At 71.6% G+C, this 24,868-nt stretch carries 18 protein-coding genes; 7 read left to right on the top strand and 11 right to left on the bottom strand.

What is annotated here, in order from left to right:
• Both ACLQ2R_RS37990 and ACLQ2R_RS37985 read right to left on the bottom strand, forming a co-directional pair.
• Positions 1-177, bottom strand: a complete 177-nt coding sequence (locus ACLQ2R_RS37990; protein ID WP_386237341.1) for an MbtH family protein — start codon at positions 175-177, stop codon at positions 1-3.
• A gap of 5 nt (positions 178-182) precedes the next feature.
• Positions 183-3,263, bottom strand: coding sequence for an amino acid adenylation domain-containing protein (locus tag ACLQ2R_RS37985; RefSeq protein ID WP_425966272.1), 3,081 nt, complete (start codon positions 3,261-3,263; stop codon positions 183-185).
• 938 nt (positions 3,264-4,201) lie between these two features.
• Here ACLQ2R_RS37985 and ACLQ2R_RS37980 point away from each other — a divergent pair.
• From ACLQ2R_RS37980 to ACLQ2R_RS37970, 3 genes are read left to right on the top strand one after another with little or no spacing between them, the layout of a single operon-like run.
• Positions 4,202-5,362 (top strand): argininosuccinate synthase domain-containing protein, encoded by a 1,161-nt coding sequence (locus ACLQ2R_RS37980; protein WP_425966271.1) that lies wholly within the window; start codon positions 4,202-4,204, stop codon positions 5,360-5,362.
• Positions 5,363-5,383: 21 nt separating this feature from the next.
• Positions 5,384-6,367 (top strand): aldo/keto reductase, encoded by a 984-nt coding sequence (locus ACLQ2R_RS37975; protein ID WP_425966270.1) that lies wholly within the window; start codon positions 5,384-5,386, stop codon positions 6,365-6,367.
• Positions 6,364-7,098, top strand: coding sequence for a sulfotransferase family protein (locus ACLQ2R_RS37970; RefSeq protein ID WP_425966269.1), 735 nt, complete (start codon positions 6,364-6,366; stop codon positions 7,096-7,098). The genes ACLQ2R_RS37975 and ACLQ2R_RS37970 overlap by 4 nt, the downstream gene beginning before the upstream one ends.
• Before the next feature lie 119 nt (positions 7,099-7,217).
• On the opposite strand, the gene ACLQ2R_RS37965 is transcribed toward ACLQ2R_RS37970, so the two are convergent.
• Positions 7,218-7,850: a GNAT family N-acetyltransferase gene (locus ACLQ2R_RS37965; RefSeq protein WP_425966268.1), complete on the bottom strand. Its 633-nt coding sequence runs from the start codon at positions 7,848-7,850 to the stop codon at positions 7,218-7,220.
• A gap of 312 nt (positions 7,851-8,162) precedes the next feature.
• Here ACLQ2R_RS37965 and cysD point away from each other — a divergent pair, with 312 nt between their 5' ends.
• The gene (cysD, locus tag ACLQ2R_RS37960; protein ID WP_425966267.1) at positions 8,163-9,053 is read left to right on the top strand and encodes a sulfate adenylyltransferase subunit CysD; all 891 of its coding nucleotides are present in this window, start codon (positions 8,163-8,165) and stop codon (positions 9,051-9,053) included.
• Positions 9,053-10,888, top strand: a complete 1,836-nt coding sequence (gene cysC, locus ACLQ2R_RS37955; protein ID WP_425966266.1) for an adenylyl-sulfate kinase — start codon at positions 9,053-9,055, stop codon at positions 10,886-10,888. Before cysD ends, cysC begins: the two co-directional genes overlap by 1 nt.
• A gap of 135 nt (positions 10,889-11,023) precedes the next feature.
• Here cysC and ACLQ2R_RS37950 read toward each other — a convergent pair whose 3' ends face one another.
• On the bottom strand, positions 11,024-11,476 hold the full coding sequence (locus tag ACLQ2R_RS37950; RefSeq protein WP_425966265.1) for an Lrp/AsnC family transcriptional regulator: 453 nt from the start codon (positions 11,474-11,476) through the stop codon (positions 11,024-11,026).
• A 112-nt stretch (positions 11,477-11,588) separates the two neighbouring features.
• Here ACLQ2R_RS37950 and ACLQ2R_RS37945 point away from each other — a divergent pair, with 112 nt between their 5' ends.
• Positions 11,589-15,155, top strand: coding sequence for an indolepyruvate ferredoxin oxidoreductase family protein (locus ACLQ2R_RS37945; protein WP_425966264.1), 3,567 nt, complete (start codon positions 11,589-11,591; stop codon positions 15,153-15,155).
• On the opposite strand, the gene ACLQ2R_RS37940 is transcribed toward ACLQ2R_RS37945, so the two are convergent.
• Positions 15,145-16,209, bottom strand: coding sequence for a LacI family DNA-binding transcriptional regulator (locus ACLQ2R_RS37940; protein WP_425966263.1), 1,065 nt, complete (start codon positions 16,207-16,209; stop codon positions 15,145-15,147). The genes ACLQ2R_RS37945 and ACLQ2R_RS37940 overlap by 11 nt on opposite strands.
• Positions 16,210-16,524: 315 nt before the next feature.
• On the opposite strand from ACLQ2R_RS37940, the gene ACLQ2R_RS37935 reads away from it, so the two are divergent.
• A complete protein-coding gene (locus tag ACLQ2R_RS37935) occupies positions 16,525-17,793 on the top strand; it encodes an ABC transporter ATP-binding protein (protein ID WP_425966262.1) in 1,269 nt (422 codons plus the stop codon).
• A 32-nt stretch (positions 17,794-17,825) separates the two neighbouring features.
• Here the strand turns inward: ACLQ2R_RS37935 and ACLQ2R_RS37930 are convergent, their stop codons facing one another.
• The 6 genes from ACLQ2R_RS37930 to ACLQ2R_RS37905 all read right to left on the bottom strand — a co-directional run bounded on the left by ACLQ2R_RS37930 (position 17,826) and on the right by ACLQ2R_RS37905 (position 24,734).
• A complete protein-coding gene (locus tag ACLQ2R_RS37930) occupies positions 17,826-18,464 on the bottom strand; it encodes an amino acid-binding protein (protein ID WP_425966261.1) in 639 nt (212 codons plus the stop codon).
• Positions 18,465-18,557: 93 nt separating this feature from the next.
• Entirely contained in the window at positions 18,558-19,919 is a 1,362-nt protein-coding gene (locus ACLQ2R_RS37925; RefSeq protein WP_425966260.1) for a right-handed parallel beta-helix repeat-containing protein, read from the bottom strand.
• Between the two features lie 234 nt (positions 19,920-20,153).
• On the bottom strand, positions 20,154-21,269 hold the full coding sequence (locus ACLQ2R_RS37920; protein WP_425966259.1) for a LacI family DNA-binding transcriptional regulator: 1,116 nt from the start codon (positions 21,267-21,269) through the stop codon (positions 20,154-20,156).
• Positions 21,259-22,887: a glycoside hydrolase family 13 protein gene (locus ACLQ2R_RS37915; RefSeq protein ID WP_425966258.1), complete on the bottom strand. Its 1,629-nt coding sequence runs from the start codon at positions 22,885-22,887 to the stop codon at positions 21,259-21,261. The genes ACLQ2R_RS37920 and ACLQ2R_RS37915 overlap by 11 nt, the downstream gene beginning before the upstream one ends.
• A 51-nt stretch (positions 22,888-22,938) precedes the next feature.
• The gene (locus tag ACLQ2R_RS37910) at positions 22,939-23,835 is read right to left on the bottom strand and encodes a sugar ABC transporter permease (protein WP_425966257.1); all 897 of its coding nucleotides are present in this window, start codon (positions 23,833-23,835) and stop codon (positions 22,939-22,941) included.
• A complete protein-coding gene (locus tag ACLQ2R_RS37905; RefSeq protein ID WP_425966256.1) occupies positions 23,832-24,734 on the bottom strand; it encodes a carbohydrate ABC transporter permease in 903 nt (300 codons plus the stop codon). Before ACLQ2R_RS37905 ends, ACLQ2R_RS37910 begins: the two co-directional genes overlap by 4 nt.
• Between the last annotated feature and the right edge of the window lie 134 nt (positions 24,735-24,868).

The raw sequence follows: 24,868 nt of genomic DNA, 5'->3' as shown, positions 1-24,868 counted from the left end.
TTAACGTCGCACGCTCAGCGGGCGCTGGTCGGTCCACACCCGCGCGATGTGCTCCAGGCATTCGCTCTTGCCGCCTTCGACCCCGGCCTCGCTCCAGCCGGACGGGATGTCCCGGCCGGCGGGCCAGATCGAGTACTGCTCCTCGTGGTTCATCACCACGGTGAACTTCTCTTCCATGACGCTTACCTTTCTTGAGGTACGAAGGCGGATATGTCTGTCAGCTGGGTGAGGTAGCGGTCGAGCGTCCTGAGCCCGTCCGCCTCGGGGGACGCCAGCGAGGCCGCGTGCCGGCCGAACCGCCGGGTGTCGAAGTGCCGGGAGCCGTCGGTGAACATCCGGTCGAACTCGGCCGGCGCCTCGTCGCGGCCCTCGTCCGGGGGCGGCAGCAGCAGGTGCAGCCCGGCGAGTCTCCCGTCGGGCCCGGCGACGGCCTCCAGGCGGTCGCGGAACCGCGCGTAGCCGACCCGGTCGAGCCCGCACCGGCCGGCGAGCTCGTCGAACGCGTCGGCGAAGCGCAGCCTGGCCGGCCACACCACGTGCATCGCGCCGTCGGGCACCTCGATGTCGCCGGTCGCGGCGCCCGCCACGAACCGGCCGACCACGTCCACCGGCGTCACGTCGGTCGCGGCCTCGGTCGGGAACACGCATCCGGTGCGCGCGCACGCGTACAGCAGGTTGTGCGCCAGCGAGTCGGGGTTGGCCACGCCGGTCGCCCGGTGCGGCCAGACCTCGCCGAGGCGGTACACCACCGAGCCGACGCCCTGCCGGTGCGCGCCGGCGAGCAGGCTCTCCGCGACGTACTTCGACCTGTTGTAGCCGTCGGCGGCGACCTGGTCGGGCACCGGGATCTGGTCCTCGGTGAAGCGCGGGGCGCCCGGCCCGGCGGGGGCGAAGATGCTCAGGGTGGACAGGGTGTGCAGGCGGGCGCCGCCCGAGGCGAGCTTGATGAGCTCCTGCACGCCGAGCACGTTGGCCGGGCGGTGCTCCAGGTAGCCGGACAGGAAGTTCACCGCGCCCGCGGCGTTGACGACGCCGGAGACGGCCGACGCGATCGCGTCGAAGCGCTCCCGCGGCAGGCCGAGCAGCTCGCTGCCCAGGTCGCCGGGGACCACCTCGACCCGTCCGGCCTTGATCGCCGCGGGGAGCTGCTGCCGGGCGGAGGTCAGCTCGTACCGGTCGAGGACCTCGGTGAGCCGCCGGGCGCCGTCGGCGGGGTCGGAGCAGCGCACCAGGCAGATCAGCCCGGCGTCGGAGTGCGCCAGCAGTTCGGCGAGGATGTGCGCCCCGATGAACCCGGTCGCGCCGGTGAGCAGCAGTGTCCTCGGCGGGCGCCAGGCCAGGTCGTGCCTGATGTAGGCGAGTTCGGCGCTGTCGTCGTCGACGCCCGCCGACAGCCGCGCGGCCTGGGCGCGCACGGTCGACTCGACGAGCAGGTCCCTGGGCCGCACCGGCCTGCCCAGCCGCTCGCCGACCGCGACGGTGAGCCGGTAGGCGATCAGCGAGGTGCCCCCGTAGTCGGAGAAGGGCACGACCACCGAGATCTGTTCCCGTTCCAGCACCTCGCGCCAGGCCGAGCAGATCAGCTCCTCCATCGGGTCGGCCGGCGGCTCGATCGGCTCGGCCGTGTCCTCCTGCCGTGCCGCCTCGGCCACGACGAGGCCGGCCAGCGCCTTGCGGTCCGCCTTGCCGTTGTGGTTGAGCGGGAGCTCGTCGAGCACCACGATCTGGTGCGGGACCTGCTCGGCCGGAAGTTTCTCCGCCGCGTGCTCGCGGAGTTCCTCCACCGAGGGGGTCTCCTCCGCCGACAGCGGCGTGACGCAGCCGGCCAGGGTGGCCTCGGGGGCCTCGCCGAGCACGACCGCCGTCGCGTTGCCGACGAGCGGGTGGTCGGCCAGGGCCGACGCGACGTCGCCGAGTTCCACCCGCACCCCGCCGAGCTTGACCTGCTCGTCGAGCCGTCCGACGAAGTGCAGCAGGCCGTCCTCGCCGACCCGCGTCCGGTCGCCCGTGCGGTACAGCCGCCCGCCCGGGATCTCCGGGAACGGGTTGGGCACGAACACCCGCGCGGTGCGCCCGGGATCGTTGAGGTAGCCCGCCCCGATGCACTCCCCGCCGAGGTAGAGCTCGCCGGGGGTGTTCGGCGGGAGGGGCCTGAGGTCGGCGTCGAGCACGATCGCGGCGGTGTTGTCGATGGGCCGCCCGAGCGGGATGCGGTCGGCGTCGGCGTCGGTGACGTCGTGGAACACCGACCCGATCGAGCACTCCGTCGGCCCGAACGTGTTGGTGACCTCGAGTCCGGGCAGCAGCTCGCGCAGCCGGTGCACCACGCCGGGGACGGCCGCCTCCCCGCCGATCAGCATGCGGCGCAGGCTCGACGTCGCGGCGCGCAGGTCCTCGCGTTCCTCCAGCAGGGACACGAACGCCGCGAGGACGGAGGGCACGAAGTCGGTCATCGTGACGCCGTAGCGGCCGATGGTCATCGCGGTCTCCTCAAGGTCGAGGATCCCGTCGCGGTCGGGCAGCACGACCTGCCCGCCGCAGGTCAGCGGCCACAGCACCTGCCACATCGAGGAGTCGAACGTGGAGCGGCTGTTCTGCAGCGTCACGTGACCGGCGCCGTCGCCGAACCGGCGCGACATCGCGGTCAGCCTGTTGACCACGCCGCGGTGGTGGTTGAGCGCGCACTTGGGCGCGCCCGTCGAGCCGGACGTGTAGAACCCGTAGATCAGGTCCTCGGGCCCGGGGGCGCGGCCGGCCGGTGGCCCCGCCCCGGCCGGGTCGCGCGGCGGTTCCGCGCAGTCGACGATCACCGCCGGGACGGACGGCGCCAGTTCGGCGGCGGTCTCCAGCGTCGCCGGGGACACCACGACGGCGGGGGGCGACAGTTCGGCCACGATCGCCCTGAGCCGGTCGAGCGGCCAGGCCGGATCCAGCGGCACGAATGCCGATCCCGTCTTCATCACCCCGAGGAGTGCGGTCGGGAATTCGCGTCCGTCCGCTATCAGCACGGGTATCGGATGTCGTTCCGGTACGCCTTTTCCGATCAGTCGATCGGCCGTCGTATTGGCTGCGGAATCGAGGTCGGAATAACTCATCGTCATGTCCCGGTAGCGGACCGCGGGACGGTCCGGCGCGTTCTCCTTCTGTTCACGGAACAGGTCGAGGACCGTGCTGTTCCGGGGGAACGGGTGCTGCGGGCCCAGGGACGATCGAACGGCGGTCAGGTCGTCTTCGCTCAAGTTCTTCTGCTGATGGCGTGGCATCGTGCTTCCATGGTCTCGGCTGGCAACAGGTCCTCTGTGAGATGGGTCGTTCACTGTTCAGATTGTCGGGCTCAAAGCGGTCGCGGCCGACCCTCGGAGAGCGTCACGAGGGCGAAAGAAAGCGTTCACCATGTTTCGCGGCCGCGCCGTTCTGCTGCCCCGATTTTCGGCCGGATATACGGGGAACGGAGAGCTTCGCTCGGGCGTGCGGCGGCCGTGCTTTTCCTCCCCGCACCGGGGGGTCTTAATGGTGTGCGATATGTTGAATAACTGTTGTTCATCGCCTTGGGGGTTACTTCCATACTGGGACACCTGACGGGGTTCCGCAAGTCCTGGTACCTCCTCGGCCGACTCGGCAAGCCTGTGAACTGCGAATATAAAGACCCGACTCATTCCGGGGAGCGCGTGGGGCGACGACGGGCGTTCGGACGCCGTCGCCGCCGGGTGCCCACAGCTCACCCGCGCCGGCGACGGCGCCGGCATCGGGTCCGGGCACCTGAAACGACCACCCGAAATGTGGGAAAAAGATTCCGGAACCGGTGGCGCGGCCGGTCGGCCGGACAGGTCCCGCTGAGGGGGATGGGAAAGGCATGCCCGTCCGTACCCGGGTCGACAGGCGTTAATCCACGGAGTGCACTTTTTTGTCAAACCGCCCGGAAAAAGGCCGTGACCAGCGAGGAAACGAATGTCGATCATCACTCTCCCGCGTCCGACGAATGGTAGGAGGGCAATCCGTGGCACGCCCCGTTCCTCTCTGCAGAAGTTAAAGGATTCGCCGGAGAGGACGGCCAAAAAGGCCGCGTCGGTCGTACCGGAATCAATGCCGGAATCGGCGGCGTATCAGAGGTGCGGGCTTGCATTTCGTGGGTAGTGTGGGTGAGGGTTGATGTATTGATCACCGCCATCGTTCACCGTCCGCCAGCGCAAAGGAGGAGGTCATGGGGCAGGCAGATGACAACGCACGGGTAGGGCTATTCCAATCGGGGGGACTGTCCTCCCTCGCCGTCGGGGTGTGGCTTCGCGAGACGTCCACTCCGGCGAAGCACTATCTCGCCGATATCGGTCAGTCGGATCGCGCGAATATGGACGCACTCGTCTCCTCCCTGAGGAGTTCGGGCGACGAGGTGGTCGTCGTGGACCTGCGGGCGCCGATGGCCTCCATGGCGTCGGATCTGCTGCGCTACCGCGCCCGCCACGACGGCGGCTACTGGAACACGACCGGCGCGTCCCGCTTCGTGCTCGTCAACGAGCTCGTGCCGCTGATGCGGGCGGACGGGTGCCGGACGTTCGTGCACGGCTGTGTCGGCGGTGGCAACGACCAGCGCCGGTTCGCGCGCTACGGCGTCCAGGTCGCCCCGGAGATGTCCCTCGTGGAGCCGTGGACGGACCCGCGGGCGCTCGGGCGGTTCCCCGACCGCCACGCCATGCTCGCGGCGGTCGTCGAGCACGGGCTGCACCTCGACCCGGGCAGTGCCGCCGACCGGTCCACCGACGCCAACCTCGCCGGCATCTCGCACGAGTCGGCCGAGCTTGAGGACCTCCAGACGCCGGTCACCCGGCTCCGGCCGCGGTGGAGCCGATGGCCCTGGGAGGGCCCGGACGAGCCCGAGACCGTCACCGTCGTCTTCCGCGACGGACGGGTCGCCGACGTCGGCGGCAGCGGGCCCGACCCGGTCGAGTGGATGACGCGCGCCAACGAGATCGGGGCCCGGCACGGCGTCTGGCTCCGTGACGTGGTCGAACGGCGCATCATCGGCACGGTCTGCCGGGGCATCTACGAGGCCCCCGGCCTGGAGGTGCTCGAACACGCGTGGACCCGCGTCCTGCAGGCCAGCCTCGACGCGGCGGGCCGCGAACTCTACGACCGGCTGGCCGCCGGCCTGGGCACCGCGCTGTACGAGGCGCGCTGGCTCGAACCCGCCGCGCAGGCGGCACGGGACGCGATCGACCGGATCGTCGGCGAGGTCAACGGCAGCGTGACCCTCTCGGTCCACCGCGGCGTCGTCCGCGCCGAGGGGATGAAGGCGGCCGGTCACGTGACGCAGCAGACGCGGTTCGGCTCGGGTGGCAACCGCTGGAGCCAGGTAGTGGCCGTCTAGACGAAGGAAGAGGAGGAGACGATGCGTGAGCGTCGATTCGGCCGGCTGGGCTGGATGGTCGGCGACGTCGGCTACGGGATGTGGGGCATAGCCGGCGGTGAGGGCGGATGGACCGGCGCCGACGGCGAGACGGGTCACACCGCGCTGGACGAGGCCGTGCGCCTGGGGTGCGATTTCTTCGACACCGCCTGGATCTACGGCCGCGGGGAGAGCGAGAGGATGCTCGGGGAGCTGGTCAAAAGGCACCCGGAACGCCGCCTGTACATCGCGACCAAGCCCCCGCCGAAGGATCGCACCTGGCCGTCCACCCGGGACTCCAAGCTGTCCGACGTGTACCCGCCGGACCATCTGTGGGAGTACCTGCACCGCAGCCTCGAAGGGCTGGGCACCCCGTCCGTCGACCTGTTCCAGTTCCACGTCTGGGAGGACGCCTGGGCGCACGACGCGGCCTGGCAGGACACCGTCGCCGAGATGAGGGAACGCGGGCTGATCAAGGGGGTCGGCATCAGCGTCAACCGCTGGGAACCCTGGAACGTGCTGGAGACCCTGAAGACCGGCCTGATCGACTCGGTGCAGGTCATCTACAACATCTTCGACCAGGCCCCCGAGGACGAGCTCTTCCCGGCGTGCCGTGAGCTGGACGTGGCGGTGATCGCGCGGGTGCCCTTCGACGAGGGGTCGCTCACCGGCACCCTCACCCGCGACACCCGCTGGCCGGAGGGCGACTGGCGCAACACCTACTTCGTCCCCGAGAACCTCGCCGCGAGCGTGGAGCGCGCCGACCGGCTGGCGCGGATCGTGCCCGAGGGCATGACCATGCCCGAGCTCGCCCTGCGCTTCATCCTCCAGAACCCCGACGTCACCACCGTCATCCCCGGCATGCGCAAGCCCGCCCACGTGCGCGCCAACATCGCCGCCGGCGACGCCGAACCGCTGAGCGAGGAGCTGATGGCACGGTTGCGCGAGCACCGCTGGGACCGCGAGCCCACGGAGTGGTCGCAGTGAGCGCCGCGCCGAAGCCCATCGTGCTGTGGGCCGTGCCCCGCTCCCGTTCCACCGCGTTCCTGCGCATCATGATCGAGCGCGGCGATCTCGAGGTGGCCCACGAGCCGTTCTCGTACCTCCAGGCGGACGGCCACTTCGAGTTCGCGGGCAGGCGCGCCGCGTCGCCGATCGAGCTGCTCGACCTCATGCTGGAGGTCAACGAGGAGCGGCGGGTGTTCGCCAAGGACACCTCCGACTACACCTACACCCCGCTGTTCGAGGACGAGCGCCTGTTCGGCGACGTCATCAACACCTTCATGATCCGGGAACCGCGGGGCGCCGTCTCCTCCCACTACGCCATGAACCCCAAGGCCACCCTGGACGAGTACGGGTTCGAGTACCTGCACGCCATCTTCGAGGCCGTACGGTCGGCCACCGGCGAGATCCCCCTGGTGATCGACGGCGACGACCTGGTGACCGATCCGGAGGGGACGGTCCGGGCGTACTGCGAGCGGGTCGGGCTGGAGTTCATGCCCGAGGCGATGCGCTGGAAGCCCGGTGAGCAGAAGAGCTGGCAGCGCACGAACCGGTGGCACGCGGAGGTGGCCGAGAGCAGCGGGCTCGTGGCGAGACCGGCCGAGCGGCGTGAGACGCCCGACACCAACGAGCACCTGCGCCGCGTCGCCGAGCACCACCGGCCGTTCTACGACGCGCTCGCGCGCCACCGCCTCACGGTCGGGGGGAAACGGTGACGTGCCGGTGCCGGCTCCGTGACCGCCCTCCCCCGCAGGCCGGGGAGCGGGCCGGGGAGCGGGCCGGGGAGCGGGCCGGGCGGCGGCGCCCCGGGACGTCGCCGCCCGGCCCGGCGGCCTCACCCCAGCTTGCGCCGCATGACCGGCCGGTCCTCGCGCGGGCGGGCGACCTCGGAGAATCCGGCCTTGAGAAAGGCGCTGGCAATTCCCGTCATCGCCGTGTCCGCGCCCGCGCGTTTCCCCTCGCGCGGTTCGACCGGATACCCCTCGGCGATCTCGTGACCCGCGGAGGCCGCGTATTCGCAGACGGCCTCCAGAACGGCCGGGAGCAACCCGGAGTCACGATGCTCCTTCCGGACGTAGACGCACGCGATCGCGCAGACCGGCTTGTCGTCGACGCTCGCGAGAAGCGGCGAGCGCTCCAGTCGCGGAAACGACGAGCGTGGTCCGAGCGAGCACCACGCCACCGGCGTGTCGTCGTCGTAGACGACCACGCCGGGCGCCGGTTCACGCTGGGAGAGGCGTTTCATGGCCCGCTTGTTCCCCTCGCCCTTCCCTTCCGTCCACTCCGCGATCGACAGCCGCCAGTGCATGCACCAGCAGCCGCGGGCGCCCCCGTTGGTCCCGAGGACCTTCTCGAAGTCGCCCCAGGTGTCCTTGGACAGCTCTTTGGCGGTCAGGGAGCCGGATCCCTTCCGGCTTCCGCGAGTGCTCTTCTTACCAGAGGTGTTCGTCTTTCCACGGGCGTTCATCGCCGCACCCTCCATCCGATGCCGAAGACGTGACGTACGTCGGCGTTTCCTGGCCGCGTCCACGCCCGGCGGCCCCCGAATCCTTTCGTTTCCGGGCGGGGCCGCGAAGGCGGGACGTTCCCGTTCCATGACGGCCGGCCCGTACGGTGACCACGCGTTTCTCCATCGGCGCGATTCACCGGGGACCGCACGACATGTAAATAACCGTTATAACAGTTTTACAAGTTACTATAGATGGAGCACGACCGTAGGGAAGAAGAGCCGTTCCGGGCCGTGCCGGGCTCGGGCGGAGCGACGACGGAGGACCGAGACGTGGCAGAAGAAGACGTCCTGGACACACTCGAGGCCGAGGCGATCCACGTACTGCGTGAGGTCGCCGGAGCGTTTCGCCGGCCGGTGCTGATGTACTCGATCGGCAAGGATTCCTCGGTGCTGCTGCACCTGGCGATCAAGGCCTTCGCACCCGGCCGGATGCCGTTCCCGGTGCTGCACATCGACACCAAGTGGAAGTTCGGCGAGATGATCGCCTTCCGGGACGACACGGCCCGGAGGCTGGAGCTCGACCTGCGGGTGCACACCAACCCCGAGCGCGTGACGCCGTTCACCCACGGCGCGCACGAGTACACCCGGATCATGAAGACCGAGGCGCTGCGCCAGGCGCTCGACGAGAACGGGTTCGACGCCGCGATCGGCGGCGCGCGGCGCGACGAGGAGCGGTCGCGGGCCAAGGAGAGGATCTTCTCCCTGCGCGAGCCCGGCCACCGCTGGGAGCCGCGCTCGCAGCGCCCGGAGTTCTGGTCGTGGGCGAACACCGAGCTGGCCGAGGGCCAGACGATGCGGGCGTTCCCGCTGTCGAACTGGACCGAGCTGGACGTCTGGCGCTACATCAGGCGCGAGGACATCCCCGTGGTGCCGCTGTACTTCTCCGCCCCGCGCCCGGTCGTCGAGCGGAACGGCTCGTTGATCATGGTGGACGACGAGCGCTACGAGCTGTCGCCCGGCGAGCGGCCGACGACGCGCCAGGTGCGGTTCCGCACCCTCGGCTGCTACCCGCTGACCGCGGCCGTCGAGTCCAAGGCCGAGAACATCGACGAGGTCATCGACGAGATGCGCCTGGACCGCAGGTCGGAGCGCGCCGGCCGGCTCATCGACGGCGAGGGCGGCACGTCCATAGAGAGCAAGAAGTCTGAGGGGTACTTCTGATGTCCGCGGTTCTGAGAGTGGTGGCGTGCGGCTCGGTCGACGACGGCAAGTCCACCCTTATCGGTCAGCTACTCGCCAACACCGGCGGCGCCACCGACGACCAGCTCGAGTACGCCAGGAGCACCAGGCGCGGCGGCTCCACGATCCCGGCCGGAGCGGTGGACTACTCGCTGCTGACCGACGGGCTGGAGGCCGAGCACGAGCAGGGCATCACCATCGACGTCGCCCACCTCTTCCTCGACCTGCCGTCCGGGCGGCGGGTGATCGTCGCCGACGCGCCGGGACACGAGCAGTACACCCGCAACATGGCGGTCGCGGCGTCCACCGCGGACGTCGCCGTGCTGCTCGTCGACGCCACCAAGGGGATCCGCGAGCAGACCCACCGGCACCTGGCGATCTGCGCGCTCATGGGCGTGCCGTCCGTCGTCGCGGTCGTCAACAAGCTCGACGCGGTGGGCTGGGACCGGACGACGTTCGACGACCTCGCGGGCGAACTGCGGTCGGCGGCGGACGGCTTCGACATGACGGCGACCGTGATCCCGGCCAGCGCGCTCGCCGGGGACAACGTCGTCACCCCGTCGGAGAACCTGCCGTGGTACGAGGGGCCGACGCTGCTGGGCGCGCTGACGGACTGGGAGCCGGTCGACCGGAAGGGACCCGACGGCTACCGGCTGCCCGTCCAGTACGTGATCCGGGCGGACGACCTGCGCGGTTTCGCGGGCACGGTGTTCGGCGGCCCGGTCCGGCCGGGCGACACCGTCGCGGTCGCGGGCAGCGGCGCGACGTCCACGATCGACCGGGTGCTCGGCCCCGGCGGCACCGACCTCGACGTGGCCGGCCCCGGCACCGCGGTGACGCTGACGCTGGCCGACGACGTCGACGTCCGCCGCGGGGACCTGCTGACGACGCCGGACGCGCTTCGCGACGGGCCCTCCCCGGCGACGGCGTACTCCGCCACGCTGATCTGGACCTCCGACGAGCCGCTGCGGCACGGCCGTTCCTACCTGCTGATGGCCGGGGCGCGGACCGTGCCCGCCGTGGTCACGACCGTGCGCGGCCGGCTGGACGTGGCGTCCGGCAAGCAGTTCGCCGCGCGCACCCTCGACCTCAACGACATCGGCACGGTCGAGCTGACCACCGACGGCCCGGTCTGCCTGGACGCCTACCGGGAGTGCCGGGACACCGGCAGCCTCCTGCTGGTGGACCGGGTCAGCAAGGAGACCGTGGCGGCCGGCATGGTCCGGCACGCGCTGCGGCGCGGCCGCAACGTCGTCCCGCACGCCTACACCGTCGACCGGGACGCCCGGCAGCGCCTCAAGGGCCAGCAGGCCAAGGTGGTGTGGCTGACCGGCCTGCCGGGCGCCGGCAAGTCGACGATCGCCAACGCGCTGGAGCGGCGGCTCCACGGCATGGGGCTGCACACCTACGTGCTCGACGGCGACAACGTCCGCAGCGGGCTGAACAAGGACCTCGGGTTCACCCCGGAGGACCGCGCGGAGAACGTGCGGCGGGTCGCCGAGCTGACCCGCATCCTGGTGGACGCCGGCCTGATCGTGATCGTCGCGCTGGTCTCGCCGTTCCGGACGGACCGGGCGGTGGCCAAGAGCCTGTTCCAGCCGGGCGACTTCGCCGAGGTCTGGGTGAACACCCCGGCCGAGGTGTGCGCGACCCGGGATCCCAAGGGTCTGTACGCGCAGGCGAAGGCCGGCAGGCTGCCCAACATGACCGGCCACGGCCAGGCCTACGAGCCGCCGGAGCGGCCCGACCTGGTGGTCGACGGCAACGGCTCGCTCGACGACGCGACCGAGGCCCTGAGCGCCCTGCTGCGCGGCTGAGGCCGTTCCGCGGACCCGGGGCCGCCGGCCCCGCCCGCGGATCCGGGCGTCGTCCGGCCCCTGCGGCCCACCGGACGACGCCCGGACGACCCACCGGACGGCACCCTGGTCACGGGGCCCTGGGCGGGAACCGGGTCACAGGGGCAGGGCGCCGCCGGTCTTGAGGGCCTTCATCGCGATCTGCGAGGTGAGCTTGTCCAGGCCGGGCAGGCGCCCGAGCCGCTCCAGGCAGAGCTGGCTGTAGGCCTCCATGTCCGGCACGGCCACCCGCAGCACGTAGTCGGGGCGGCCGAACATCCGCAGGCACTCGACCACGTCGTCGATCTCCAGCACGGCCGTCTCGAAGGCGGTGACCGTCTCGGCGTCCTGGCCCTCCAGCTCGACGTAGGCGACGACCTGGAAGCCCCGGCCGACCGCCGCCGGGTCGATCACGGCGCGGTAGCCGGTGATCACCCCGGAATCCTCCAGGTTGCGGACCCGGCGCAGGCAGGGGGACGGCGTCAGCCGCACCCGCTCGGCCAGTTCCAGGTTGCTCAACCGCCCGTCCACCTGCAGGAGGTTGAGAATTGCGCGATCCGTCCCATCCATGACATCGGATGCTAACGAGAGGGTCCGCCCTTGGAAAGATTGAAATCGAATTTTGTTCTGTCTGGCATAACCTTGCGGACACCGCAGGAGTGCCACAGACGGGACAAGGACTATGACGATCTTCGCCGACGCCCGTGAGATCTCTCCCGACGACCGTTACCTCCTCGACGAGGGCCGGGTCTTCATGACCGGCACCCAGGCCCTGGTGCGCGTGATCCTCGACCGGATGCGCGCCGACCGCGCCGCCGGCCTGGACACCGGCGCGATGGTGTCGGGCTATCCCGGCTCCCCGCTGGGCGGCTTCGACCAGGAGCTGGCCCGCTCCCGCCGGCACGCCGGGCCGCTGGGCGTGGTGCACCGCCCGGGGCAGAACGAGGAGCTCGGCGCCACGGCCGTCTGGGGCAGCCAGCTCGTGCCCACCCTCCCCCGCCCGCGCAGGTCCGGCGTGCTGGGCGTCTGGTACGGCAAGGCGCCGGGCGTGGACCGCGCGGCCGACGCGTTCCGGCACGGCAACTTCGTCGGCGCCCACCCCGACGGCGGCCTGATCGCGTTCTGCGGCGACGACCCCTCCTGCAAGTCCTCCACCCTCCCCTCGGCGACCGAGAGCGCGCTCGCCGCGCTCGGCATGCCGGTCGTCCATCCCGGAAGCGTCCAGGAACTGCTCGACCTGGGCCGTCATGCGATCATGGCGTCCCGGGCGAGCGGCCTCTGGGTCGCGGTGAAGGCCGTCTCCAACGTCGTGGACGCCACCGGCACCGTGGACCTCGGGTATGACCGGGTCGCCCCGGTCATACCCGTGGTCGAGTACGAGGGCAGGCCCTACCGGCACGTGCCCGACGCCACCCTGCTCACCCCGTGGTCGCTGGAGATGGAGCGCACCCTGGTCGGCCCGAGGCTGGAGCTGGCCCGCGCCTACGCCCGCGAGAACGGCCTCAACCGCGTCACCTGCGACCCGGCGGACGCCTGGCTGGGCATCGTCGCCTCCGGCACCGCCTACCACGACGTACGCGAGGGCTTCCGCAAGCTGGGCATCACCCCCGAGGAGGCCGGCGTCCGGCTGCTGAAGATCGGCATGATCTGGCCGCTGGAGAAGGAGATCGTCCGCACGTTCGCCCGCGGGCTGGCGGAGATCCTGGTCGTGGAGGAGAAGGCCCCGCTGCTGGAGACCTCGGTCAAGGACGTGCTGTACGGGACGGCCGGCGCCCCCCGCGTGCTGGGCAGGCACGACGAGAACGGCGAGCGGCTGATCCCCGGGCACGGGTCCGTCGACGCCGACCTGGCCGCCAAGGCCATCGCCTTCCGGCTGCGCCGCCGGGGCCTGACCGGCTTCGGCGACCGGATGGACGCCGGGCTCGCCCTGCTGTCGCGCCCGGCGCCGCTGACGCTGCTCGCCCCGAAGCGCACGCCCTTCTTCTGCTCGGGCTGCCCGCACAACCGCTCCACCGCCGTGCCCGACGGCGCGCCCGTCGGCGCCGGCATCGGCTGCCACACGATGGTGGTGCTCAACCGCGAGGGCAAGGGCGAGCTGCTGGGCCTGACCCAGATGGGCGGCGAGGGAACGCAGTGGATCGGCCAGGCGCCCTTCACCGACACCCCGCACATCTTCCAGAACCTCGGCGACGGCACCTTCCACCACAGCGGCTCGCTCGCGATCAGGGCCGCGGTCGGCGCGGGCGTCAACATCACCTACAAGCTGCTCTACAACAGCGCGGTGGCGATGACCGGCGGCCAGACCATCACCCCGGCCCTGTCGGTGGCCGAGCTGACCCGCTGGCTGGAGATCGAGGGGGTGCGCCGGGTCCTCGTCACCACCGACGAGCCCGCGCGCTACCGCGGGGTCAGGCTGTCGGGCATCGCCGAGGTCCGCGACCGCACGGCCCTGGACGACGCGCAGCGCGAGCTGGCCGCGATCCCGGGCGTGACCGTGCTCATCCACGACCAGCAGTGCGCGGCCGAGAAGCGGCGGCTGCGCAAGCGGGGCGAGCTGCCCGACCCGGTCAGGCGGGTGGCGATCAACCAGCGGGTCTGCGAGGGCTGCGGCGACTGCGCGCAGAAGTCCGAGTGCCTGTCGGTGCTGCCGGTCGAGACCGAGTTCGGCCGCAAGACCGAGATCCACCAGTCGTCCTGCAACAAGGACTACTCCTGCGTGGAGGGCGACTGCCCCTCCTTCGTCACCGTCCTGCCCGCCAGGGGCAAGGCCGCCAAGAAGCGCGCCGCGGTGCCCGTCCCGCCCGTGATGCCGCTCCCCGGGACGCGTGCCGGTGAGGCGTCGATCAGGATGGTCGGCGTCGGCGGCACCGGCGTGGTGTCGGTCGCGCAGATCCTCGGCACCGCCGCGCTGCTCGACGGCAGGCGCTCGCGCGGGCTCGACCAGACCGGGCTGGCCCAGAAGGGCGGCACCGTCGTCTCCGACATCCTGATCTACGACGGAGACGACAGCGACGACGGGGACGGGGAGCGTACGGCGCGGGGCGGCACGGCCAGCGTGGACGCCTACCTCGCGCTGGACCTGATCGGCGCCACCGACCCCGCCCACCTGGCCGCGGCCGACCGCGGCAGGACCGTGGCGGTGGTCTCCACCAGCCTGGCCCCGACCGGTTCGATGGTGCTCGACCCGTCCACCCACCTGACCGACCCGGCCTCGCCGATCGCGGTGCTGGAGACGCGGACCCGGCGCGAGCTGAACGTCTACCTCGACGCCGAGGAGCTGTCCCAGGCGCTGTTCGGCGACCACATGCCGGCCAACACCGTCATCGTCGGGGCCGCCTGGCAGCGCGGGCTCATCCCGGTCGGGCTGGAGGCGATGGAGGGGGCGATCCGCGCGACCGGCGGCCGGTCGGCCGAGCGGACGCTGGCCGCCTTCCACTGGGGCCGCGCCGTGGTCGCCGCCCCCGAGGCGGTGGCCGAGGCGACCCGGCCCGCGCCCCCGGTCGCGGCCGCCCCGTCCCCGGAGGCGGCCCGGCTCGTCGACGCGGTCGCCGAGCCCGGCACCGAGCTGCACCGCGTCCTCACCGTGCGGGTGCCCGACCTGGCCGCCTACCAGGACCCGCGCCACGCCGCCCGCTACGCCGACGCGGTCCGCGCGGTCCTGGACAGGGAACGGGCGGCCCTGAGTGCGTCGCCGGACGCGGCCTCCGGGACGTCCTTCCCGGTCACCGAGGCCTACGCCCGAGAGCTGCACCGGCTGATGACCTACAAGGACGAGTACGAGGTGGCGCGGCTGCACCTCGACCCGGCCGAGCGGGCCAGGCTCGCCGCCGAGTTCGGCCCGGGCGCGCGGATCTCCTACAACCTGCACCCGCCGGTCCTGCGCGCCATGGGCGTGAAGCGCAAGATCCGGCTCGGCGCCTGGTTCGACCCGGCCTTCCGCCTCCTGTACGGCATGCGCCGGCTGCGCGGCACCCGGCTGGACCCGTTCGGGCTGGGGACGGTGCGCTCGACCGAGCGGGAGCTCGCCGGCGAGTACACCCGCGACGTGCACCGCGCGCTGGACCACCTGCGCCCGGAGACCGCCGGGCGGGTGCTGGAGCTGGCCGGGCTGCCCGAGCTCGTCCGGGGGTACGAGCACGTCAAGCTCCGCAACGTGACGACCTACCGCGAGCGCGCGGCACGGCTGCTGGAGGACCTGTCCCCCGGCCCGTCCGCGGGGGACGGGCGTCCGGGAGTCGTCAGCGGTTGACCAGCGGGCCGGAGCCGGTGGAGCGGCGCACGACGAGCTCGGGCTGGAAGATCAGCTCGACGTGCTTGGCGCGCATGCCGTTGATCTCCTCCAGCAGGGTGGCCACCGCCGCCGAGGCCATCGCGCCGATGGGCTTGCGCACGGTGGTCAGCGGCGGGTCGGTGAACGCGATCAGCGGCGAGTCGTCGAACCCCACCACCGACACGTCACCGGGCACCGAAAGCCCCCGGTCCCGGCAGGCGCGGATCGCGCCCAGCGCCATCAGGTCGGACGCGCACACGATCCCGGTGCAGCCCCGCGCCAGCAGCTGCGTCGCCGCGGCCTGGCCGCCCTCCACCGAGAACAGCGAGTGCGAGATCAGCTCGTCCACCTCGACCGCCCCGAGGAGCTGCGCCATCGCGCGCCGGTAGCCCTCGATCTTCCTGATCACCGGGACGAACCGGCGCGGCCCCACGGCCAGGCCGATCCGCTCGTGACCCAGGTCGGCCAGGTGCTGCACGGCCAGCCGCGCCGCGGCCCGGTCGTCGGGCGAGATGAAGGGCGCCTCGATGCGCTCGCTGTAGCCGTCGACCAGGACGATCGGCAGTCCCCGGTCGGTCAGGCGGGTGTAACGGTCCATCCTGGCGGTGGTGTCGGCGTGCAGTCCCGAGACGAAGACGATGCCGCTGACCCCCCGGTCCACCAGCAGTTCGGTGAACTCGTCCTCGGGGGCGCCGCCGGGGAGCTGGGTGCACAGCACCGGGGTGTAGCCGTGCTGGGTCAGCGCCTTCTCCACGGCCTGGGCGAAGGCGGGGAAGATGGGGTTGTCCAGCTCGGGGGTGACCAGGCCGATCAGGCCGTTGCTGCGCTGGCGCAATCGCTGGGGGCGCTCGTACCCCATCAGGTCGAGCGCGGTCAGCACCGCCTGACGCGTCGACGACGACACGCTCGGCTTGCCGTTGAGCACCCGGCTGACCGTGGCCTCGCTCACCCCGGCGTGCGCGGCGATGTCGGCCAGCCGGATCGACGTGCCGTCGGGGCGTGAGCGCGAGGGCTGCGCGATTTCACCGTCCATCACGAGCCACCCCACCATGCGGCACAGGCGGGCGCAAGCAGATCGGCGCCCGGCCCCCCGTGCGTGTTGTTTCCGTAAATATCACAAACTGTAACATCTCAACCCTCACGGTCACCTCGCTGTAAAGCCTTCTGGTCACGACTGACCGTCACATCGGGGAACGAAGAAGTAACCATCAGATGAGCGATTTCTAACGACATCTATGGACACACGGGCAAGTGACGCGATGTACTACCTCATCAATCACACAGCTTGGATCTGGGCGGGGGCGTCCGGGAGGAACGAGCGCGCATGAGTACCGTCGTCCTCGATAACGTGAGCAAGGTATACCCGGGTGGGTACCTCGCGGTCGACCGCATGAGCCTGCGGGCGGAGAACGGGGAGTTCCTCGTCCTGCTCGGGCCGTCCGGCTGCGGCAAGTCCACGTTACTCCGGATGATCGCGGGACTCGAGGACGTCACCGACGGTGACCTCTGGCTGGGCGGCACGCTCGCCAACGATCTCGCCCCCCGTGACCGGGACGTGGCCATGGTCTTCCAGAACGGCGCGCTCTACCCGCACCGGACCGTACGGGGCAACATCGCCTTCCCGCTGGAGATCGCCAAGGCCGACCCGGCGATGGTCAGGGATCGCGTGACCGAGCTGTCGAAGGTGCTGCACATCGACGAGACGCTGGAACGGCGCCCTGGAACGCTCTCCGGAGGCCAGCGCCAGCGCGTCGCGATGGGCCGCGCGATCGTCCGCCAGCCCTCGCTCTTCCTGATGGACGAGCCGCTGTCCAACCTGGACGCCGGCATGCGCACCGAGCTGCGGATGGAGATCTCCTCGCTGGTCCGCTCCCTCGGGGTGACCACGATCTACGTCACGCACGACCAGGTCGAGGCCCTGACGCTGGCCGACCGGATCGCCATCATGAACCGCGGCGTGCTGCAGGACCTCGGCACCCCCGGCCAGGTCTACAACGACCCCGCGACGGCCTTCACCGCGGCCTTCCTCAGCTCCCAGCAGCTCAACCTGCTCTCGGCGACCGTGCGCACCCCGCAGAACCAGTACATCCTGCTGGACTTCGGCCCGCACCAGATCATGATCCCCTGGACCGATCCCAGGGCGTACGTCATCTCCCAGCACGTGGGCCACCAGATCATCGTCGGGCTGCGCCCGGACTGCCTGGCGCCGGTCCCCGACAGCTTCGAGGGTCCGACCTTCCTCGGCCGGGTCCGCGCGCTGGAGTACCACGGCCACGACTGGCTCGCCTACGTCGAGAGCGGCCTGACCTCCGTGGCCGTTCCCGAGCCGCCCGACCCCCGCCAGAAGGCCCACGCGCTGGGCGATTCCCCCCTGGCCGGCGGACGGGTCCGCTCGATGCTGCGCCGCCTGATGCCCGGCGCCGCGCCGGACGAGGAGGCCGAGCCGCACCAGCAGCAGGAGCACGCCAGCGGCCACCACCGCAGGGCGGACCTCATCGTCCGGCTCGGCTCCCGCCCGGTCTGGCGGGCCGGCGAGTCCGCCCGGGTCGGCGTCGACGCCAGCCGCCTGATGCTCTTCACCATGGACGGCACCCGCGTCGACCCGCCGCAGCGCTGACCCCCCGGCCCCGCCTCCCCGGGGGCCGGGCCTCAGGTGTCGCGGCTCATGATCGAGACGACCTCCACGATCCGGACGGCACGTTCCAGCTCGGCGCGGTGGAAGGGCGGCCCGTCGGAGCGGGCCATGACCAGGTGCAGGCTCGTGCCCGGCACCGGGACGCTCATCAGCCGGTAGCGGCCCGTGCCGAGGACGGCGGGCCGCAGCGTGGCCAGGTCGGCCGCCTTGACGCCGCCGAGGCCGCCCGTCTCGTCCAGGGCGAGCGGCGCCTGCCAGCTGCGGTGGACCGGCTCCCCGTCCTGCGGCGACAGGATCATCGCCCACTCGGCGCTCACCAGGTCGGGCACCGCGTCCACCAGCGTGGCGAGAGCCCTTCCGGGGTCGGTGGCGACGTGCTTCATCAGGTCGTAGTCCGGAGCGGTCCCGGGGGCCTCCTTGGTGGGCCAGACGCCCTCGACGCGTATCCCCGGCATGCCGGAGAGCCGGTCCCTGACCGTGTCCGCGTCCACCGTGCCGGGCCAGAAGACGGTGAAGTCGTCCACCACCCGTCCCGCCTCGCGTTCCAGGACCGTCACCTGGTGGATGTCCGCGCCCAGCGTGCCGAGCACCCGGGCCGCCTGGCCCAGGGCGCCCGGACGGTCGGGGAAGGAGACCCGTAGCCGCAACATCATGCCGATCACCTCGCTCTGGGCACAGCCTGTCCTAGCCAGGTTTCACGAGGGTTCCGGGAAGATGTCCAAAATAAGACCCAAAAACCTTAAATATCAGGATTGATAGGCACCGGCGGCGGGGGTGCCGGACAGTACGGCACCGGACAGGTCGCGGGCCATGACCGCTCCCCCGTACCAGGCGGGACCGAGCCGCACCCCGCGGCCGATGGCCGGGGAACCCGGCCTCAGGCGCAGGTCGGTGCGGCTGCGGAAGCGGGGGTCGGCCAGGATCGACCGGGGTCCGAGCTTGAACCGCAGGGAGCGGCCCCGGTAGACGCCGGCGTCCTCGTCGGCGCCCTTGCCGTCCTCGAACCCGATCTGGCCGCCGACCACGATGACGTTGTTGCGCAGTTTCAGGATGCCCGGGGAGCAGCCGTCGTGGCAGGACCAGCCCATGGTGTCGCGGGCCGGCAGGTTGACCGAGTTGTGCACCGCGACGGTGCCCTTCACCGGGCCGACCACGTGACCGGGGCCGCGGGTGACGAGGAAGGAGCCCCGCCGCGAGGAGGTCACCACGTTGTGCGCGAAGACGTTGCCCGCGGCCGTCCTCCCCTTCTGCGCGCCCAGCTCGACGAAGGTCTCGTTGTCCCTGGCGACGTTGTGCGTGACCCGGTTGCGGTCGCCGTTGAACACCTCGACGGCGGCGCCGTCGGTGCCGTAGTCCTTGCTCTTCGCGTAGCTGCCGGTGATCACGTTCCCGGTGACGAGGTTGTCGTCGCCGTTGAGCAGCACGCCGAAGGCGCCGGAGTCGTCGTCGCCGCCCTCGTCGTTGACGCTCATCCGGTCGTTGTCCTCCAGCAGGCTGTTCTTGAGGACGTTGTTCCTGCCGATGAAGTGGACCCCGGTGATGTTGCGGTCGGCGACGACGCGGTCGAGCTCGTTGCGGCTGCCGCCCACCTCGAAACCGGCCCACTGGCAGTTGCTGGCCCGCACCCCCGCCACGCGCACGTAGGAGCCCGACACCACCACGCAGGCCGCGTCCCTGCCGCTGATCCTGGGGGCCGCGCCCGTGCTGTACGGCTCGACCGTGACCGGGGAGGCGGCGGTGCCCCGCGCCGACAGCGTCAGCGGGCCCCTCCAGCTCCCGCCGCGCCTGAGGCGCACGACCGAGCCCGGCCGCAGCGTCGCGGCGTTGACGTTGTCCAGGCTGCGCCAGGGCTTGGCGGGCGAGGTGCCGGCGGCGGCGTCGTCACCCGCCTTGGAGTCGACGTAGTAGACGGTGCCCGCGACGCCGACGGCCTCGACGGCCTCGACGGCCTCGGTGACACGGGCGGCGCCCGCGGTGACACGGGCGGAGTCTGCCGTGACACGGGCGGGATCCGCGGTGCGCGCGGCGGCGCCGGGTGCCGTGACGAGCGCGCCTGTCGTCGCCAGGGCCACCGCCACGGGTAGGGCCCACCGCCTCGTCGAGTTCATGCTGGCACGCTCCATCGCCCTCACCACCGGTGTACAGGCGCCGATCTTTGCACACCCGGTGCTCGATCGGCGATCCATGGAGACGACCCACAGCCGACCGTTACCAGCACTTCACCGGCCCGTGCTCGGCCGGCCCGCTCCCGGACCGCCGGACGACGGGACGGTACGCGCGGACGGCCGCGCGGGATCGCCGCGGAACCCGCGGGACCGCCGCCGGGCGCCCGCGCGGAGAGGTCAGCGCAGGATCTTGGGGCCCGAGCCCGTGGATCCGCGCACGATGAGTTCGGGCTGGAAGATCAGCTCGGAGTGCTGCTGGACGGAGCTTCCGGCGACGGCCTCCAGCAGGGTGTGCACGGCGGCCGTCACCATCGACTGCACGGGCTGGCGCACGGTGGTCAGCGGCGGGTCGGTGAACGCGATCAGCGGCGAGTCGTCGAACCCCACCACCGACACGTCACCGGGCACCGAAAGGCCCCGGTCCCGGCAGGCGCGGATCGCGCCCAGCGCCATCAGGTCGGACGCGCACACGATCCCGGTGCAGCCGCGTTCCAGGAGCTGGGCGGCGGCGGCCTGGCCGCCCTCCACCGAGAACAGCGAGTGCGAGATGAGCTCGTCCACCTCGACCGCCCCGAGGAGCTGCGCCATCGCGCGCCGGTAGCCCTCGATCTTCCTGATCACCGGGACGAACCGGCCGGGGCCGACGGCCAGGCCGATCCGCTCGTGTCCCAGGTCGGCCAGGTGCTGCACGGCTAGCCGCGCCGCGGCCCGGTCGTCGGGCGAGATGAACGGGGCCGGGACGTCGGCCGCGTGGCCGTTGAGCAGGACAATGGGCACGCCCTGCCCGATGAGCTGGGTGTAGCGGTCCGAGCGGGCGGTGACGTCCGCATGCAGCCCCGAGACGAAGATGATCCCGCTGACCCCGCGCTCCACCAGCAGCTCGGTGAACTCGTCCTCGACCGCGCCGCCGGGAAGCTGGGTGCACAGTACCGGGGTGTAGCCGTGCTGGGTCAGCGTCTTCTCGAAGGCCTGGGCGAACGCCGGGAAGATGGGGTTGTCCAGCTCCGGGGTGACCAGGCCGATCAGGCCGTTGCTGCGCTGGCGCAGCCGCTGCGGGCGCTCGTACCCCATGACGTCCAGGGCCGCCAGCACCGAGCGCCGGGTGAGGGCGGACACGCCCGGCTTGCCGTTGAGCACCCGGCTGACCGTGGCCTCGCTCACCCCGGCGTGCGCGGCGATGTCGGTCAGCCGCGCTGTGCCCCCGGTGCCCCCGGTACTCCCGGTACTCCCGGCACCACCGGCGCCGTTGGCACCGCCGGCGGTGTTGCCGGGCGCGCCCCCGCTATGCGACATCGGTTCCCCACCAGACGGCGGAGTCGGGGGCGAGCCGTGCCAGGCCGTCCTCGATCGTCGTCTCGGCGCTGGCCAGCAGGACCCGTCCGGGGGCGGGCAGCGAGACCGGCTCGCCGGTGAGGTTGACCGTGCAGGCGAACCCGTCGCCCCGGCGGAAGGCCAGCGTCCCGTCCGGGGAGCCGATCCAGGTCAGCGGAACGTCGTCGAAGCCGCGGCGCTCCCGCCTGATCCTCAGCGCCTCCCGGTAGAGGTTCAGCGTGGAGAGCGGGTCGAGAAGCTGGGAGCCGACGCTGAGCGGCCCCCAGGAGGCCGGCATGGGCAGCCAGGGGGAGCCGGTGCCCGGCAGCAGGCTGAAGCCGAAGTGCGGCTCGCCGTCGGCCCACGGCAGTGGCACCCGGCAGCCGTCGCGGCCGTCGTCGGGGTTGCGGTGGCGCTGCGGGTCGCGCAGGAACTCCTCGGGCAGGTCGAGGACCTCCGGCAGGCCGAGTTCCTCGCCCTGGTAGACGTAGGCCGAGCCCGGCAGGGAGAGCGTCAGCAGGGCGGCCGCCCGGGAGCGGCGCAGGCCGAGCTCGCCGCCGCCGTAGCGGGTCACGTGGCGCTTGACGTCGTGGTTGGACAGCACCCAGGTGCTGGGCGCGCCGACCAGGTCGGCGGTGGCCAGCGACTCCTCGATGACCGCGCGGAACCCGCCGGCGTGCCAGGGGGTCTTGAGGAAGTGGAAGTTGAACGCCTGGTGCATCTCGTCGGGGCGGACGTAGTCGGCCAGCCGCCGCGGGGACGGCGCCCACGCCTCGGCGACGCCGATCCGCTCGCCCGGGTAGGAGTCGAGCAGCCTGCGCCAGGCGCGGTGGATCTCGTGCACGCCGTCCTGGTCGAAGAACGGAACCACGTCGGCGCCGATCATCTGGACCTGGTCGGGGTGGCCGACGTCGGGCAGGCCCTCGGCCTTGACCATGCCGTGGGCGACGTCGACGCGGAAGCCGTCCACGCCCAGGTCCAGCCAGAAGCGCAGGATCGACTCGAACTCCGCGTGGACCTCGGGGTTCTCCCAGTTCAGGTCGGGCTGCTCGGGGGCGAACAGGTGCAGGTACCACTCGCCGTCCGGCAGCCGGGTCCACGCCGGGCCGCCGAAGATGGACTCCCAGTCGTTGGGCGGCAGCTCACCGGCCGCGCCCCGGCCGGGGCGGAAGAGGTAGCGCTCCCGCGCCGCCTCGCCGGGGGCCGCCGCCAGGGCCTCGGCGAACCAGGCGTGCCGGTCGGAGGTGTGGTTGGGCACCACGTCCACGATCACGCGCAGGCCGTGCCGGTGCGCGTCCTCGATCAGGGCGCGCGCGTCGGCCAGCGACCCGAAGATCGGGTCCACGTCCCGGTAGTCGGCCACGTCGTAGCCGAAGTCGGCCATCGGCGAGGTGAAGAACGGGGTGAGCCAGATCGCGTCGACGCCCAGGTCCGCCAGGTAGGGCAACCTGCCGCGCGCGCCGAGCAGGTCCCCCACGCCGTCGCCGTTGCCGTCGGCGAAGCTGCGGACGTAGACCTGGTAGATCACCGCGTCGCGCCACCACCGGGTGGCGGTGCCGGCGCCCGATGGTGACGGGTCCGCGTGGACGAGCTCGGTCATGGTTGAGTCCCCCGATCAGATGACATGTCAGGACGTGATGGCACGGGAGTGTCAGGCCTTCGTGGCGCCGCTGGTGAGCCCGGCGACCAGGTGGCGCTGGACCAGCAGGAAGACGACCGCCGCGGGCACCGCGATCAGCACCGCGGAGGCGGTGAGCAGGCCCCAGTCCGACCAGTGCTGGCCGACGAACTGCTGCAGGCCGATGCCGAGCGTGCGCTTCTCCTCCTGGGACATGAAGACGGTCGCGTAGGCGACCTCGCCCCAGGCGGTCATGAAGGAGTAGAACGCGGTGACCGCCAGGCTGGGCCTGGCCAGCGGCAGGATGACCCGCCAGAAGGTGCCGAACGGCGTCAGGCCGTCGACCATGCCCGCCTGGTCGATCTCGCGCGGGATGGAGTCGAAGTAGCTCTTCATCATCCACGCGCAGAACGGGACCGCCACGGTCATGTAGGCGATGACCAGGCCGGGGAGCTGGTTGAGCAGCTTCAGGCCGGCCATCAGGTTGTAGAGCGGGACGATCAGGATCGCCACCGGGAACATCTGGGTGACGAGCAGCATCCACATGACCCCGCGGTAGCCGGGGAAGCGGAAGCGGCTGATCGCGTACCCGGTGGTGGAGGCCAGGAAGACGCCGATGACCGTGGTCAGCCCGGCGACGATCACCGAGTTGAGCAGCCAGGTCGGGAACTGCGTCTCGGTCAGCACCCGGGTGTAGTTGTCCAGCGAGGGCTGGTTGAAGATCTCCAGCTCGCTGGAGAGCCAGCCGTCGCGCGGCTTGAGCGAGGTCAGGATCAGCCAGACGATCGGGAAGAGCGAGACGAGGACCGCGGCGAGCAGGGTCGCGTGCAGCAGGAGGGACCTGCCGAGGCCGCGCTCCCCGCGTCCCCTGCCGGGCGTGGCGGCCGTCCTCGCGGGGCTCGCGGCGCCCCTGATGTCGGCGGTGCTCACCAGACCTCCCCTTGCTTGCGCAGCGAGCGCCGGTAGACCACGGCCAGCACGACGAGGAGCAGGAGGATGATGACTCCCCAGGCCGCGGAGTTGGAGTAGTTGCGGACGCCGGTGAAGGCCTCGCGGAAGGCGTAGGTGACCAGGATCTCGGTGGAGCTGCCCGGTCCTCCCCCGCTGATCAGGTAGATCACCGGGAACATGTTGAACGTCCAGATGGTGCCCAGCAGGACCACGGTGCTCGACACCGTGCGCAGGCCGGGCAGGGTGATGAAGCGGAAGCGCTGCCACGGCGTGGCGCCGTCCACCTCGGCGGCCTCGTAGAGCTCGCCGGGGATCGACTGGAGCCCGCCCAGCATGGCGACCATCATGAACGGCACGCCCATCCAGACGTTGACCGCGATGACCGCGATCCTCGCCGTGGTCGGGTCGTCGAGCCAGCCGACCGCGCCCAGGCCCGCGGCCCTGAGCATGGCGTTGATCACGCCGAAGTCGCTGTTGTACAGGTAGCGCCAGATGAACGCGGAGACGAACCCGGGGATCGCCCACGGCAGGATGAGCAGCAGCCGGTAGGCCGAGCGGAACCTGAGCTTCCGGTTGAGCAGCAGCGCCAGCCCCAGGCCCAGTCCGTAGTGCAGCGCCACGCAGGCGACGGTCCAGATCACGGTCCAGGTCAGCTTGTCCCAGAACAGGGAGCTGGTCAGGATCCCGACGTAGTTCTCAAGACCCACGAACTCGTAGGTGGAGGGGATGACGTTGACGCCGATCGTGCGGCCGATGTTGGCCTCGGTGGCGTCGGTCAGCGACAGGTAGACACCGCGGGCCAGCGGCCAGCCGACCAGCAGGCCGGTGACCAGGATCACCGGGGCGACCATGGCCAGGGCGTACCAGTGCCTGCCCATGGCCTGCCGGAACGAGCCGTTGGGGCCGGGCCGGCGGCGGCCCCGGGCGGGGGGGGGGGGGGGGGGGGGCGCGCGCGGGCGCGGGGGGGGGGGGGGGCGCGGCGGCGGGGCGCGCCCGCCCGCGCGGCGCGCCG

Origin of the sequence: Streptosporangium sp. DT93 (assembly GCF_049844535.1) — a bacterium.
In the GTDB taxonomy this organism is placed as follows: domain Bacteria; phylum Actinomycetota; class Actinomycetes; order Streptosporangiales; family Streptosporangiaceae; genus Streptosporangium.
This window is presented reverse-complemented; position numbering and strand designations above follow the sequence as displayed.